Here is a 15,428-nt window from a genome sequence, read left to right on the forward strand (position 1 = left end):
TTCTATATTTAATCAAAGCATAATATATTTGTTGTCTTGATGAAGAAGGTAACAATAAAAGATATAGCCAGAATCGCAGGTGTCTCCAGAGGTACTGTGGATCGAGTGATCAATGAACGAGGCAATGTTGCCGAAGACGTTGAAAAAAAAATTATAAAAATTGCCGATGAGCTTGGGTATGAAAAAAACCTCATGGCCAGTGCACTTGCTTCCAGTAAGGTCTATAAAATTGCAATAGTCAGCCCGGATCCCAACAGTGACATCTTTTGGGAGCAACCGCGTGAGGGTATGATCAATGCACTCGAACTCGTAAGACATTATGGAATTCAGGTAGAGTATTACGATTTTGATCTTTTCAGGAAAGATGAATTTAATATGCAAATGGACAATGCTATCAAATCAAGACCTGATGCTATCCTTACTGCCCCTGCATTTACCACTGAATCCCTTGAACATCTTGAAGCGGCAGAAAAATTGGGAATTCCCTTCATCACAATCAATACAGAGATAGAACATCCCGGCATACTCTGTTATGTAGGACAAAATTCATACAACAGTGGCTATCTGGCAGCCAGACTTTTTCACCTTAGGTTAAAAAAAGGGGATGAAATCATCGCCTTCAATTTGGGGCACACCCTTACTAACGCTCAACATTATTCTGATAAAGTTGAAGGACTCAAAGCATATTTTGCAGAACATAATATGTTTGAAAATCCTGTTATCTGGTATGAATTTGATCAGTTTTTGGATGAAGTAAAATTAAGAGATTTCTGGGAAAGAGTCAGAAGCCAACATCCAAAAATGAAAGGAATATTCTTCACCAATTCAAGAGCATACAGAATCGCACAGTTTTTTACCACAGATGATGTTAAAAAATATGATGTAGTAGGATTCGATATGATCGGGCCAAATATCCAATATCTCAAAGAAGATAAGATAGACTTTATCATCAATCAAAACCCAATTTTGCAGGGATACACAGGCATCATGAATTTTGTCAATCACTTTGTACTCAAAAAAGAAGTTAAAAAAACCCAATACCTGCCTTTGGATATCGTTTTGAAGGAAAATGTGGATTTTTACATTGATAATTTTCATAATGGCTCTATGGTTAAGGGCTAATTTTTTCAGTCGAATAATTTTATAGCTCAAACCAACCAAATGAAGTCAAACTTTGCCATAGACCAAAGACTTTAAAAACATGGATCGAAGAAAATTTATTAAAAGCGGCGCCGTTATATCTGCTTTTTCAGCCCTGAGGCCTGAGCAAGATGTTCTCTCCAAAAATAAAAAGCCATCATTCAGAGCCGTGTTCATGAGTGATGTTCATGTGAAAGATGATGAAATATCAAAGGCTGGTATGGCAAAAGCGCTGACTCATATCAATCAACTGAAAACCAAACCTTCGTTTATCATCAATGGTGGAGACAGTATCATGGATGCGCTGGCAGCTGATAAAACCAAAACTGCCAAACAGTGGGAAATCTGGACTGAAATCCTCTCTGCACACAACAAACTGCCGGTGTATCACTGTATAGGCAACCATGATGTTTGGGGTTGGCAAGTGAAGGACGAAAGCATCAAATCTGACCCGCTTTACGATAAAAACTGGGCCATCAAGGTACTGAATATGCCCGGGCGATATTACAGTTTTGAAAAATCTGAATGGCATTTTATCGTTTTGGACAGTGCTCAGGAAAACAATGGTGGTTATATCGCCAGATTAGATGATGCACAATACACATGGCTGGAAACGGAACTAAACAGTATCCCGGCAAATAAACACATTTGTATCATATCGCATATACCGATAGTTTCATTTTGCAGTGCCATGTTTTTTGATGATATGCTGCCCAATGGCGACTGGAAATTATCCAGGGCATTACTCCATACCGATGCGCGTCGTTTAAAAAATTTATTTAAAAAACATTCCAACATTAAAGCATGTCTGAGTGGTCATATCCATCTACAGGATCATGTGACATACCTGGGAGTTCAATATTTTTGCAATGGCGCCATCAGCGGAAAATGGTGGAAAGGGGAATTTCAGGACTTTGAGCCTGCCTATGCGCTATTTGAGTTTCATAAAGACGGAACCATCAGAAGAGAAATCATTGAGTATGATAAACCATAATTAGCATTAAAACTGTTTTAAAATTGAAAGGCATGAGATTTATTTACATTTTTATTTTCTACATTTCGATATCCGGATATCATCTGAATGCTCAGGTAACTTCAGGATTTATAGATTCACTTGCAGAATCATGCCTGAAATCGTTCAATGTAGCAGGTGCTGCAATTGCAGTGGTACAGGATGGCAAAGTGATCCATTCTAAAGGATATGGATATAAAAATATTCAATCCAAAGAACCCGTCAATGAGCATACCAACTTTGCCATCGCTTCCAACACCAAAGCATTTACAGCCGCCGCCCTTGCGATATTGATAGAAGAAGGCAAGCTAAAGTGGGAAGACAGAGTGATCACATACATACCTGAGTTTAAGATGTACGACGATTATGTGACTAAAAATTTCAATATCAAAGACTTACTGACTCACAGGAGTGGACTTGGGTTGGGAGTGGGAGACCTGATGATGTTTCCTGATGGGACTGACTTTACTATAAAAGATATCGCTACTTCTTTTCAGCACTTCAAACCTGTGTCTGCATTCAGAACTCAGTATGACTATGACAACATGCTTTATCTTGTGGCAGGAGAAGTGATAGCGAGAATCTCAGGTAAAAAATGGCATGAATTTTTACATGAAAAGATCATTTTACCGCTGGGTATGGAGCATACTTTTTGTGACGAAATACGTGGATTTAAGGATGAAAACATTGCTTTTCCGCATGGTATTGCTGATGGTCAGCTCAAAGCTCTTCCACATTTTCACCATACTGCCAATGGGGCAGCAGGCGGGATACTTTCCAATGTCAGTGATTTGTCAAAATGGATGATCACACAATTGCAACAAGGCAAATATGGAGAAGATAAAAGTAAAACACTCTTTTCCGAAAATAGTCATCGGGATATGTGGCAGATTCACACCACTATACCCGCATCCAGAAACAAAAGATACAATTCCCATTTTAGTGGCTATGGTCTAGGCTGGTTTCTCTCAGACAAGGTTGGAAAAATGGTAGTAGAACATACAGGTGGTTTGCCTGGCATGTTGTCCAAAACACTTTTGTTGCCAGACCTTAATGCAGGTGTTGTGGTGCTTACCAATACCGAACCAGGTGGGGCAGCCATGTTTTCAACAATTACACAAACGATTATGGACAAGTATCTCAAACTTGATCAATTCGACTGGCAGTCTTATTACATATCCCGGATGAAAACCATGCTTCACACCGGAGACTCTGTCACTACTGCAGTATGGCAAAAAGTTGCATCTTCAAAAAATATCAACCCCCAAATACCCACCTTTACTGGAATGTATGAAGACAAATGGTTTGGAAAAATAGAAGTTTTTCATAAAGAAGGCAAGTTGTATATCCAATGTCTGAGATCTCCTAAACTCAATGGGGAACTCCAATACTATGATACTGATACCTTTGCCGTCAAATGGGAATATCAGGATATGAATGCTGATGCTTTGGTAACATTTTTAAAGAACAAAACCGGCATCGCCAACCGAATGAAGATCAATGGCATTTCACCCAATATTGATTTCAGTTTTGATTTTCACGACCTTGATCCGGTGAGGGTTAGAAATTGATTAAATAGATAAATTTTCAAAAATGGAACCAAAATATGTAAAGAATTTAATGATTGTTTCATTTTTGATTTGGGTCTTCGAAATGTTCAGCAAATATTACATCAATAATGAACTTATTAAAATTACTAGTCCAGTACATATTTGGCTCATAGCAGGTTTTGGATGGATGATATTATATTTTGCACTAATAAAAAAAACTAATAGATAAAATTTATCTGTCAAAGCAATTTTAAGTATCAAAAATAATAAATCACTTTAACATATACCTACCCACCTCCTTAATAATATCGATTGGAGCAGCATTGTTGGAATTGGTGAGGACGATGATCGATAATCCCTTGTCCACATACCGTAGATAATGCGTCCTGAAACCAATATTGCCGCCACTATGACCTATCGTTTTATGACCATCTATCGTATCTATAACCCAACCAAATCCATAAAAGGTCTCTTGTTTCTCTGAAGTCCTGAAATGTGGATACCAGAGTTTATCCCAGTTTTCAGGACTTAGAATGATGTTTTTTTGAAGCAGGACTTGCTCCCATTTGACCATATCTGATGTGGTGGACAGAAAACCACCGGATGGCCGGATGGCTATCATCGGCTCTGCATTGACATATGTTCCATTGTTATACACATATCCGTCTGCACGATGAGGTATCACAGGGTAGTATTCGGTCAGATACGTTTCCTGCATGCCCGCAGGGTCGAACAATTCTTTTTTGATATACTCCTGCCATGGCATCTTACTCACCTGAGTGATGATTTCAGCTATAATAAAGTAACCCAGGTTGCAGTATTGGTATTTTGTGCCGGTAGGAAATTCCAATGGCGCACTATATGCAGATTTGATCACATCAAGTTCACTTTTTACCATAAAATTTTCATATCCGGGTGCTTCCCGTACCAGCCCGGAAGTATGGGTCAGCAAATGTTTGATCGTGATTCCTCTCCAGAATTCAGGTGCATCAACAAAATACTTTTTCAAATGATCATCCGGCGATAATTTTCCATCTTGCGCAAGTTTGATGATCGCGGTTCCGAAAAACTGTTTGCTGATGGAAGCAAGTCTGAATACCGTTTTTTCAGTCGCAGGTACACTATGCTCGAGATTGGAGTAACCAAAACCTTTATTTACGATAGTTTTACCATTTTGGATGATGGCGATAGAAAGTCCCGGAATTTTTTGCTTTTCCATATGATTTTTGATAATTATATCTATACTGTCAGTTTGTCCACAGAGGCGGATTAATAAAAACAGCATAAAAAACACAGTATTAATCGTCAGCTTCATGTTATTTTGGATTTATTGATGATTTCATTTCCTATGGTACACTGAAGACACCTGAACTCTTTACAATATTGAGTTTTCAGATGTATCAGTGCCTGAGAGTCAAATGAAGACTTACAATGCAGGCCGTAAGACTTCCACATATCTGTGATATTATTGTTTTCTGACGCAAGGTGTTCCAGGATATTGATGGCTTTTTCGATATACTTTTCTTCATCATTCAACTTTCCGTAAAAATACAGGATAGGACAAACGGCATTGATCAGTAAAATGTCTTCAAAGTCGCTTCCTGTTACTTTTTTCTGATATTTGGATTCAGAATCAAATTTATAGTGGGTATCCCAATATGCGCTTGCAGTGGATTTCAAAATGCGTTTTATTTCGGCAGGACTTTCAGTTTCTTTTATCATACTGAAAATCCCCGAATTGCCGGCTATCAATGAAGCAAACTGAGCAAGGCGGATAGTTGGAAAATTTACAGGTCGCAATTTACTGAATTTCCAGGATACAGCATCGATGTTTTGAAGCTGGTACTTATGTTTTAGAAAAGTATATTCTCTTTTCAGGCTCTGAAAATACTCATCTTTATAGTCAGCCAGAAGCATACCGGACTGCCCGAAAATCAATGCTTCGATAGCCAATGGTTTATCTTTGTTTTTGGCAAGTATGGATGAAGGCAGACTTTTGGCTACTCTTTCAAAAGGTTCGGCATTGACCTTTGCACCAAAATATCTTGCCAGCAGGATGTATAAGGTTTCTTCCCAGTCGTTTTGCGTATGTTCCAGAATGATATTTACGACATTTGATTTTTGAAATAATCGCTCCACAACTAAGCCGTATTTCCAAAAGTGTATTTTTTCGTGATCCACATTTTTCAGGAGTCTTGCACAGGGAATTTCGTCCTGAGATTGCATCAGATACAAATATTGATTCAGAAAAATACCCGGTATTTTACCTTTTAGCTCTATGGTAGGTATGTCAAAATCACTATTTGCCGGTTTTATTTCCTTGTCATTTTCATACACTACATGTAAGATTACATTTTCATAGGCTTTGTCATGTTGGTGCCGATGTTTATTCCAGTCAGAACTGAATACGTGCATCTCTATATTTCCTGCCCAGATGGTATCACCGATCCTGATTTTTGCATTAAAAAAATCCGGTCCTGAATCTACATTGTACATCCCGTAGTCGATGACTTCGACACTCCTGCCATCAGTTGTTTCAAAATGATGGAGAGGCACCTTTTTTGTTCTCCAGAGATAGTGCAGAAAGTCTTCTTTTATAGGCGTAAGCATCATACTTTTTCAAATACTTTAAAGGTATAATCAAACAGATTTTTATCATCCTTTTTATGTTCTGATAAAGACACAAGACGCCATTCAGTCATGTCAATATCAGGAAAAAACACATCTCCTTCTACATCCGTATCGACTTCAGTAATGTATATCTTATCCCATAGTTCAGTAGTTTGCTCATAAATCTGACCACCGCCTATGATAAATACTTCCTTCTCTCCTGCCTGATGAGCCATATGCAATGCTTCAGGTATCGATCTTGCTATCAGACAGTTGGACGAAATAAAAAACGGATCTCTCGTGACGATGATATTTGTCCTCTTTGGTAGTGGTTTTCCAATAGAAACATAACAATTTCTGCCCATGATCACCGTGTGTTCTATAGTGGTTTTTTTAAAATATTGCAGGTCTGCAGGAAGATACCACGGAATATCATTGTCTTTACCTATGACTCTGTTTTTAGCCAATGCCACTATACACGAAATGATCATATCAAATTGTTGAAGTTAGAGTATGTTTAAATTTTTATTGCCTTAAAATCAATGTATTATGAACCTGACTTCAAAATAATCGCCTTATTTAGCTCGCTAAATGCGTTGATTATTTTATTGCCAGAACCATAATCTCTTGATTTACAACTAAGAAAAATTTTAAACATACTCTTAATAGTACAAAAGTAATCGAATTAGGTAAAAAATTCACAAAATTTATTTTCATGGGTGATATTCTGCTATATTTACCACACAAAATGGTAAACACTGTATGAGCTTTCAGATCAGAGAACAAGATAAAAAATATGATGTCGTCATAGTAGGTTCGGGAGCAGGAGGTGGCATGACCGCCAAAGTACTCTCGGAGGCTGGGCTGTCAGTCGCTGTAGTTGAAGCCGGCGGCGATTTTGATCCTGCCAAGGAAGAGTTTCGGACTCAACTAAAATGGCCGTGGGAGTCACCAAGAAGAGGAGCAAATACTCAGCGGGCATTTGGCGATTTTGATGCTGCCTGGGGAGGATGGGAGATAGATGGCGAACCCTATGTAAGGGCCGAAGGTACAAAATTTGATTGGTTCAGATCTCGGATGCTCGGTGGAAGGACCAATCACTGGGGCAGGATTTCATTAAGATTCGGACCCAAAGATTTTAAACGAAAAGACATTGATGGCTTGGGAGATAACTGGCCGATAACTTATGAAGACGTAAAACCTTATTATGATAAAGTCGATAAGCTCATAGGTGTCTTTGGCACTAATGAAGGTTTGCCCAATGATCCTGACGGGTTTTTCCTGCCACCACCCAAACCAAGACTGCACGAATTATTTGTTCAAAAAGGTGCTGCAAAAGCCAAAGTTCCGGTCATCCCTGCCAGATTGTCTATACTGACACGAAAAATTAATAATGACAGGGGAGTTTGTTTCTTCTGTAAACAATGTAATCGGGCTTGTCAGGTATATGCTGATTTTTCTTCCGGTACCTGTCTGATACAACCGGCTATGAAAAACGGATCAGTGGATTTATATACTTTGGCTATGGTCAGAGAAGTGATCACTGATACATCGGGCAAAGCAACAGGGCTTATCTATATTGACAAAAAAGACCTTAAAGAGTACAGGATAGGTGCAAAAGTGGTCGTACTCGCAGCTTCAGCATGTGAGACCGCCAGAATTATGCTCAACTCCAAGTCAAAAATACATCCGAATGGTCTGTCAAACAGTTCCGGGGTATTGGGAAGATATCTGCACGACAGTACCGGTGCTGACAGAATGGGAATACTGCCTGAGCTGATAGACAGACCAAGGTACAACGAAGATGGTGTCGGTGGTATGCATGTGTATTCTCCCTGGTGGCTCGACAACAAAAAACTGAACTTTCCTCGTGGATATCATCTGGAGTATTGGGGCGGCATGTCTATGCCTTCTTATGGATTTGGGTTTGGTATGGAAACTATGAGATCATATATCAAAGATGAGTTCGGCAATCCTTCTCCCAATGGTGGTTTTGGAGCAGGTCTAAAGAAAGACATCAGGAGAATATATGGGACAACTGTCGGTATGTCCGGTCGGGGTGAAAGTATACCCCAATATGACAATTTCTGCGAGATTGATCCGGAAATTGTGGATAAATATGGCATTCCAGTGCTCAAGTTTCATTACAAATGGACTGATCATGAATTAAAGCAGTCCAAACATATGCATGATACATTTGAAGAGATCCTGACCGGCATGGGCGCAATCATCCTGGGCAAAAAACCTGACGAAAGCACACAAAACGGCTTGCATTCCCCGGGTCGTATCATCCATGAAGTGGGTACATCCCGTATGGGTGACAATCCCCAAACTTCAGTTTTGAATAAATACGCACAGGCACATGAGTGTAAAAATCTTTTTGTGACTGATGCCGGATCATTTGTGTCCCAAGCCGACAAAAACCCTACGTGGACGATTCTGGCACTCGCATGGCGTACATCTGATTATATCATAGATCAACTCAAAAAACAAAACATCTGACCATGGACAGAAGAGAAAACCTTAAAGTACTCATCACAGGAACGGTAGCCACCGGTTTGCTCATCAGCACTGGCTGCAAAGATGACAAAGAGGTAACAAACCAATCCACTACTCAAACGTATTTGTATGGAAGGACACCAGAAGAAGAGGCAGTGGATAAAAAACTTTTGTCAGAAACATTTTTTACCGAAAAAGAACGGAAAATGGTGGAAATCTTATCAGACATCATCATTCCTGCGGACGATGTATCCTGTAGCGCTAATGAAGCCGGAGTTCCCGATTTTATAGAGTTTATGATGAAAGATGACAAAAAGCTTCAGGTGCCAGTGCGAGGTGGGTTGATGTGGTTGGAAAACTTTTCATTGGCCACTTTTGACAAATCCTTTGATGAAATAACTCCGGATCAGCGAATAGTACTCATCGACCAGATAGCCTGGCCGGATAAAGCCGAAGCTGCTATGAAGCCCGGAGTCAAATTTTTTAATGTGATGAGAAATCTGACTTGTACAGGATTCTTTACTTCAAAAGAAGGTATAAAAGACATTGGTTATCTGGGCAACAGACCCAACCAATGGGATGGAGTACCTCCGGAAGTAATGCAAAAATATGGCTTTTCATATGACGAAAAGACACTTACTCAATGTCTGAAAATAGAAGATCAGCATAAAATCATACAATGGGATGCAGAAGGAAATATTATCGGATAAGTGTAAAACCTAAAAATCTAAAATGATAATCTATTACGACCTCCAAATACTTCAAAATCAGTCGCTTTGCTCACTTTTAGCTTCGCACCAGAGTGGTGACTATGATTTGTCGCTAAAAGTGCTTATTTTCTTGTATTTGAAGCTCTCACTACGAATCTCATTTTAGATATTTAGGTAAAATCCTTGGAATGTGATGTATGAGATAAATACCCTTGCTGAACTCCAGAACCTGGCAAAAAGAGTCCTGGCACAATATACACAGAGCAGAATATTTACGTTCACAGGTCATCTGGGAGCCGGAAAAACGACATTTGTAAAATTTCTCTGTAAATCCTTAGGATGTAATCAGGATGATATCAACAGTCCGACTTTTTCGATAGTAAACGAGTATTTATCGTCTCAGGGACCGGTCTATCATATGGACCTGTATAGAATCAATAGTATTGAAGAAGCATTAGATTTCGGAATTGAGGAGTATTTGTTCAGTGGAAATTTCTGTTTTATAGAATGGCCCGAGATTGCCTTACCATTGCTTGATATCAGTTACTACTCCATTACAATACATATAGGACCATCAGGAAGCAGAAATATTGAAATAAATCTAATGTCAGAGTTGGGAGCAGAAAAACTAAATTCAAAATATTGATAATTACAATAAAAGTTCTAATATAATTTTTTAGTTTTGTATTCTTTTGCTCAAGTTCAAAAATTCTATTAACTCCAATTTATGAGTAATCCTGCCAAACCTATTATTTTTTCAGATTTTTTTACGGAAGGACAATATCAAACTGAGGTAGAAACACTTGCAGTCAGCGAAAGTAAAAAAAGCCTCACTATTGGTGTGCCCAAAGAAATCATCCTGAGTGAGCACAGAGTATCTTTAGCTCCCCAATCCATCAGAACACTTTGCGGCTACGGGCATAAAGTTGTCATTGAGTCGGGTGCAGGCATAAAATCCAGTTTCACTGATCACCATTTTTCAGAAGCCGGAGCTCATATCTCGCATAGCAAAGAGGAGGTTTTTAAATCTCAGGTACTTGTAAAAATTGCGCCTCCTACCTCTGAAGAGATTGACCTTATGCAGCCTGAACAGATATTGATCTCACCATTACAACTTCCGGTCCTGAATGATGACTATTTGGAAAAATTGAAGAAAAAAAGGATCACCGCACTGGCTATGGAATATCTTCAATCAGAAGACGGAAGTTACCCGATAGTAAGGATCATGAGTGAAATTGCCGGAATGAGTGCCGTTCTTACAGCTGCAGAATATCTCAACAATACCCGGGAAGGTGGTCGAGGACTACTTTTGGGTGGAGTTTCAGGTGTTCCTCCTGCCAAGATAGTTATTTTAGGAGCCGGAGTTGTAGCCGAATCAGCCATAAAAGTAGCGTTAAGTCTGGGTGCGTCCATTCGGGTATTTGACAATAACATAACAAAACTGATGCGACTCCAGACCGCTGTTGGCAGGCATTTACACACATCTTCCATCAATCCCGTTTATCTGGCATATCAGCTTACAAGTGCCGATGTAGTGATCGGTGCTATACACTCCAAGAGCGGTAGGACACCTATTATCGTGACAGAAGAGATGGTGTCAAAAATGAAAAACGGTGCCGTTATAGTAGATATCAGCATTGATCAGGGCGGATGTATCGAAACATCACATATGACCACACTGGATGATCCCAGTTTTATTAAACACGTAGTGATACATTACTGTGTTCCAAATATTGCATCTAAAGTGAGTCGGACCTCATCTCTTGCAGTCAGCAATATCATAACACCTCTATTGTTGAAGATGAGCGCAAACCTTCATTTTGACAATCTGCTTTATGAGCACAAAGGTATAAGAAACGGATGCTATACCTACAAAGGATGTATTACCAACGAATACCTGAGCCGACGTTTCGGACTCAAATACACTAGTCTCGACCTCCTCATGACCAGCAAATCATAGTATTATATCAAACCAAATTAAGATCAACAAAAACATCATGGATACAGGTACACTCATATCAAAAGTCAACAAGTACAAACAAGTGCTTGACAATACCCAGAAATACAGAAAGGCATGGCATGATGAAGTGAAACCAATGCTCACTAAAACAATCAATGAAATATTACAACAAGCCGACTTACCCAAAGCAGAGGTGATAGTCAGGGATAACATAGAAAATTTAGAAGCTGTCATCCTTGATTTGGGAAGGTCTAGTAGCGGTATTTCTGAGAATGTAGAGGACTCCGGTGTAAAAAGGACCATGATAAAATCCAATGGTTCTCTGATGTATCAGCAACTATTTAACGGTAAAATCATGGTTATGCTGCTGAGTCCTCATATAGAAGGATACGGACAACCCAAACCTCCTTTGACTCTTGAAATATTGAGACCTGATGAGATCAAGGCACCATTTATCATTCGTCATATGGAGACATTTATAAAAGATATCACTGACTGGGAAGACTTTGATGATGAAGAGCAGAAACCTGCCGCCATTGGATTTAATCCTATTGGCTTCAATGCAGCTGAACAATCTAATGCAGGTTAGAGAATGAAACCGCTGACAGTTTTTTGAAGATTTTTTTGATAATTGATTTTTATGGTTCTTCTGCTTCTTTAAATAACGAGAATTCGGGTTAAGAGAATTGAAGCAAATGTGGTATATTCTCAAGTCTATTAGAGAAAAATTAAGGTAGCGAGTTAATTTATTAAGTAGTTTTATTAAAAGAAGGAGCGTTAGCTCTGATATCTTTGTAAAAAGAACTAACTAATTGATAATAAGGGGCGTAGCCTTGACATCTTTAATGATACTGAAATTGTTTTAAGATTACAGGGCTAACGCCCCTGATTTTAAGTTTTGGCACTCCGATTACAAAGATAACAGAGCTACGCCCCTATTTATTTAAATCAGTAAAAAAAGTACGATAAAATACCTTATCCCGAATTCATGTTAAATAAGTAGTTTTTTCTTTCGAATGAATAGTTTATCGGTAACGTTTTATCAAATTCTCTTTATAAAAAAAGGAGCCTTATTTCTCACAAGGCTCCTTTTATTTCTATTTATCCACTAAAAAAACTAATTAGTCCTGAACCAACTCAAACTGTACCTTGGCATGCAACTCTTTGTGAAGGTGAAGATCAGCAGTATAAATACCCATCTCTTTTACCTCTTCAGGCAGATGTATCTTCTTACGTTCCACTTCCATATCCAACTGATCTTTAAGTGCCTGTGAGATCTGAACATTAGTAACACTTCCAAAGATTTTGCCGGAAGTACCTGCTTTTACAGCAATTTTTAGAGTTTGTCCTTCAAGTTTAGCGGCCATTTCTCTGTATTCGTCAAGTCTTGCCGATTCTTTAGCATCTTCTTCTGATATGATGGCATCCCTTTTTTTGCGGTTTACTGCATTGGCATTGACTGCCAATCCCTGTGGAATAAGGTAATTGCGGCCATATCCCGGCTTTACTTTGACGATTTCGTGTTTATCGCCCAGTGTATCTATATCTTTTAAAAGAATAATTTCCATTTTTTAAAATTTTTAAAGATTATTTTAATAAGTCTGCAACATAAGGCAAGATAGCCAGGTGTCTGGATCTTTTTACTGCCACAGCCACGAGTTTTTGATATTTCAGTGAGTTACCGGTTATCCTTCTTGGTAGAAGTTTACCCTGCTCATTGATAAACTGTAGTAAAAACTCAGAATCTTTATAGTCTATGTACTTTATGCCGTATTTTTTGAATCGGCAATATTTTTTTCTTTGCTGCCCAATGGAAGGATTGCTAAGAAATTTTATATCGTCTCTTGATGCCATTATTTTTCTTTTTTATGGGTTTAACAATTTGATTTATTCTTCTTCCTGAACTATCACCGGTGCAATGATTTCTTCTTCCACTATAGCTACCTCCTCTTTAACTACTGGCGCTACCGGAGCTATCGGAGCTGCAGGCGTTACAGGAGCACCTGTGTCAAAAGTTTTTTTCTTTGCCTCCTTTTTCTTGTAAGGACTGATTTTACCTGAACGTCTGTCTTCATTGTATTTGATGCCGTATTTGTCCAATTTGATAGAAAGAAATCGCATGATTCTTTCATCTCTTCTCAAAGACAACTCCAACTTTGTGATCACAACACCTGATGGTGAAGTAAACTCAATACAATAATAGACGCCTGAAGATTTTTTGTTAATAGGATAAGCAAGTTGCTTCAACCCCATTTCATGTACATGCACGATGGTACACCCCTGGTCTTTGAGCAGTGACTCATATGTGCTTGCTGTCGATTTTATTTCATCACCTGACAGTACGGGATCGATGATGAAAGTAACTTCATAATGATTCATATTTTTTACTGAAGTAATTTGGATTAAATAATAAATTTTTCAAAAACGAAAATATACATGACTACTTTAACCAGTTGAAAATTAATAGATTAAATTAATATCTTAACCAGTAAAAATACCCTTATACAATTTCGGGCTGCAAAGGTAATACAAAAGTTTGATTTTCAAAACAATAGGCATAATTTTTTACCTTCCCACATCTATTTTAACTAATAAAGCAAATATCTTTATCTGATTTTTAATCAAATATGTGTTGATATTTATAAAAATACGCTTTTACTTTCATCATTGATTATAATGTTTTAATATAAATTTTCTGAGCAAATCAAGCGCATAGATAGTTGCAATTTCAATGTTTTTTGTTCTGTCTTTGCCTGCCCGTAATAAAAATGTGGACTTGCTGTCTTTATTTCCTGCACATATCCAGATCGTACCTACCGGTTTTTCGGGAGTCCCTCCATCCGGTCCGGCAATGCCCGAAACAGCTACAGCTACATCCACTCCCAATACGTCAATGGCACCGTCTACCATCTCTATCACCGTTGTCTCACTGACTGCACCGCTGTTTAGCAAAGTTTCTGCTTTTACATTCAGGATATTTGTTTTAATTTCATTGGAATATGCTACAATGCCACCTTGAAAGTAACTGGAAGATCCCGGTACAGCAACTATTTTTGATGCTATCAGCCCGCCGGTACAACTTTCTGCAGTGGCTACTTTGATGCTTTTTGTGCTACATAGTGTAAACAGCTCTTTTGGCAGTGATGAGTCATCATATCCATAGACCATATCGTCCAATCTTTTTGCAATGCGGTCTGTAAAAGATGCAACTAATTGTTCTACTCCTGTTTTTTCTGAACCTGTGCCTGTAATCCTGAGTCTCACCTGAGCTAATGCAGGAAGATATGCTATTTTGATATTCTCAGGAAATTCGTCAATAATTTCAGATATTTGATTTTCTATTACCGTCTCACCATTACCGCATGTCAGGATTGTTTTATGCACTATGGTAATCAGTGATGATTCATATATTTTTGGAAGCACTTCTTCCTCCATGATGGCTTTCATTTCATAAGGTACTCCCGGAAGTGATATGATTTTTGTACCTTGAAAATTGAACAGCATACCTGGCGCAGTACCCATAGAGTTACGAAGTATTTCTGCGCCTTCCGGCATGAGACACTGATCATTGTGAGCAGGAGACATAGGCCTTCCCAGCTTTTCAAATATTTTTTTTATCCTTTCATAAGTAGGCTCGTGAAAGTATAGTTTTGTACCTAAAAAATCGGCAATGGCTTTTTTTGTAATGTCATCTTTGGTAGGTCCAAGTCCACCGGTAGTGATAATCAGGTCTGCTTCTTCGGTTGTTTTTTGAAGTGTGGAAATAATTTCGTGGTAATCATCACTGATAGACAATATTTTTTTTACCCTTATACCAGCTTCTGATAGCTTTTGACCAAGCCAGGCTGAGTTTGTATCTACTACCTGCCCGATGAGTATTTCATCACCTATCGTCAATATGATTGCTTCCATAAAATTTTCTAAAAAGTGTATTTTAAAATGATTCG

Annotated in this window: 15 protein-coding genes; 8 read left to right on the forward strand and 7 right to left on the reverse strand. The window is 38.5% G+C overall.

Features of this window, described 5'->3' with window-relative positions:
- The first annotated feature begins 39 nt into the window (after nt 1–39).
- The 3 genes from IPK35_01140 to IPK35_01150 all read left to right on the forward strand — a co-directional run bounded on the left by IPK35_01140 (nt 40) and on the right by IPK35_01150 (nt 3,723).
- Nucleotides 40–1,122, forward strand: coding sequence for a LacI family DNA-binding transcriptional regulator (locus IPK35_01140; protein MBK8051902.1), 1,083 nt, complete (start codon nt 40–42; stop codon nt 1,120–1,122).
- A gap of 79 nt (nt 1,123–1,201) precedes the next feature.
- Entirely contained in the window at nt 1,202–2,134 is a 933-nt protein-coding gene (locus IPK35_01145) for a metallophosphoesterase (protein ID MBK8051903.1), read from the forward strand.
- A 32-nt stretch (nt 2,135–2,166) separates the two neighbouring features.
- Nucleotides 2,167–3,723 carry a serine hydrolase gene (locus tag IPK35_01150; protein MBK8051904.1) on the forward strand — a complete coding sequence of 519 codons (1,557 nt, stop codon included), beginning with the start codon at nt 2,167–2,169 and terminating at the stop codon, nt 3,721–3,723.
- A gap of 250 nt (nt 3,724–3,973) precedes the next feature.
- On the opposite strand, the gene IPK35_01155 is transcribed toward IPK35_01150, so the two are convergent.
- The 3 genes from IPK35_01155 to IPK35_01165 form a co-directional block, all read right to left on the reverse strand.
- Complete coding sequence (locus tag IPK35_01155) at nt 3,974–4,921, reverse strand: beta-lactamase family protein (protein MBK8051905.1); 948 nt, start codon at nt 4,919–4,921, stop codon at nt 3,974–3,976.
- Nucleotides 4,922–5,013: 92 nt separating this feature from the next.
- A complete protein-coding gene (locus IPK35_01160) occupies nt 5,014–6,315 on the reverse strand; it encodes a DUF2851 family protein (GenBank protein ID MBK8051906.1) in 1,302 nt (433 codons plus the stop codon).
- Nucleotides 6,312–6,803, reverse strand: coding sequence for a dihydrofolate reductase (locus IPK35_01165; GenBank protein MBK8051907.1), 492 nt, complete (start codon nt 6,801–6,803; stop codon nt 6,312–6,314). The genes IPK35_01160 and IPK35_01165 overlap by 4 nt, the downstream gene beginning before the upstream one ends.
- A gap of 271 nt (nt 6,804–7,074) precedes the next feature.
- Between IPK35_01165 and IPK35_01170 the strand changes: the two genes are divergently transcribed.
- The 5 genes from IPK35_01170 (at nt 7,075) to IPK35_01190 (ending at nt 12,070) form a co-directional block, all read left to right on the forward strand.
- Complete coding sequence (locus tag IPK35_01170; protein ID MBK8051908.1) at nt 7,075–8,814, forward strand: GMC family oxidoreductase; 1,740 nt, start codon at nt 7,075–7,077, stop codon at nt 8,812–8,814.
- A 2-nt stretch (nt 8,815–8,816) separates the two neighbouring features.
- The gene (locus IPK35_01175; protein MBK8051909.1) at nt 8,817–9,521 is read left to right on the forward strand and encodes a gluconate 2-dehydrogenase subunit 3 family protein; all 705 of its coding nucleotides are present in this window, start codon (nt 8,817–8,819) and stop codon (nt 9,519–9,521) included.
- 193 nt (nt 9,522–9,714) lie between these two features.
- Nucleotides 9,715–10,167, forward strand: a complete 453-nt coding sequence (gene tsaE, locus IPK35_01180) for a tRNA (adenosine(37)-N6)-threonylcarbamoyltransferase complex ATPase subunit type 1 TsaE (protein ID MBK8051910.1) — start codon at nt 9,715–9,717, stop codon at nt 10,165–10,167.
- An 81-nt stretch (nt 10,168–10,248) separates the two neighbouring features.
- The gene (locus IPK35_01185) at nt 10,249–11,481 is read left to right on the forward strand and encodes an alanine dehydrogenase (GenBank protein ID MBK8051911.1); all 1,233 of its coding nucleotides are present in this window, start codon (nt 10,249–10,251) and stop codon (nt 11,479–11,481) included.
- 37 nt (nt 11,482–11,518) lie between these two features.
- The gene (locus tag IPK35_01190) at nt 11,519–12,070 is read left to right on the forward strand and encodes a hypothetical protein (GenBank protein ID MBK8051912.1); all 552 of its coding nucleotides are present in this window, start codon (nt 11,519–11,521) and stop codon (nt 12,068–12,070) included.
- Between the two features lie 532 nt (nt 12,071–12,602).
- Here IPK35_01190 and IPK35_01195 read toward each other — a convergent pair.
- From IPK35_01195 to IPK35_01210, 4 genes are all read right to left on the reverse strand, one after another.
- The gene (locus tag IPK35_01195) at nt 12,603–13,049 is read right to left on the reverse strand and encodes a 50S ribosomal protein L9 (GenBank protein ID MBK8051913.1); all 447 of its coding nucleotides are present in this window, start codon (nt 13,047–13,049) and stop codon (nt 12,603–12,605) included.
- Between the two features lie 19 nt (nt 13,050–13,068).
- Nucleotides 13,069–13,338 carry a 30S ribosomal protein S18 gene (locus IPK35_01200; protein ID MBK8051914.1) on the reverse strand — a complete coding sequence of 90 codons (270 nt, stop codon included), beginning with the start codon at nt 13,336–13,338 and terminating at the stop codon, nt 13,069–13,071.
- A 30-nt stretch (nt 13,339–13,368) separates the two neighbouring features.
- Nucleotides 13,369–13,860, reverse strand: a complete 492-nt coding sequence (gene rpsF, locus IPK35_01205; protein ID MBK8051915.1) for a 30S ribosomal protein S6 — start codon at nt 13,858–13,860, stop codon at nt 13,369–13,371.
- A gap of 285 nt (nt 13,861–14,145) precedes the next feature.
- On the reverse strand, nt 14,146–15,393 hold the full coding sequence (locus IPK35_01210) for a competence/damage-inducible protein A (protein ID MBK8051916.1): 1,248 nt from the start codon (nt 15,391–15,393) through the stop codon (nt 14,146–14,148).
- Between the last annotated feature and the right edge of the window lie 35 nt (nt 15,394–15,428).

The organism is Saprospiraceae bacterium, from assembly GCA_016713025.1.
In the GTDB taxonomy this organism is placed as follows: Bacteria; Bacteroidota; Bacteroidia; order Chitinophagales; family Saprospiraceae; genus OLB9.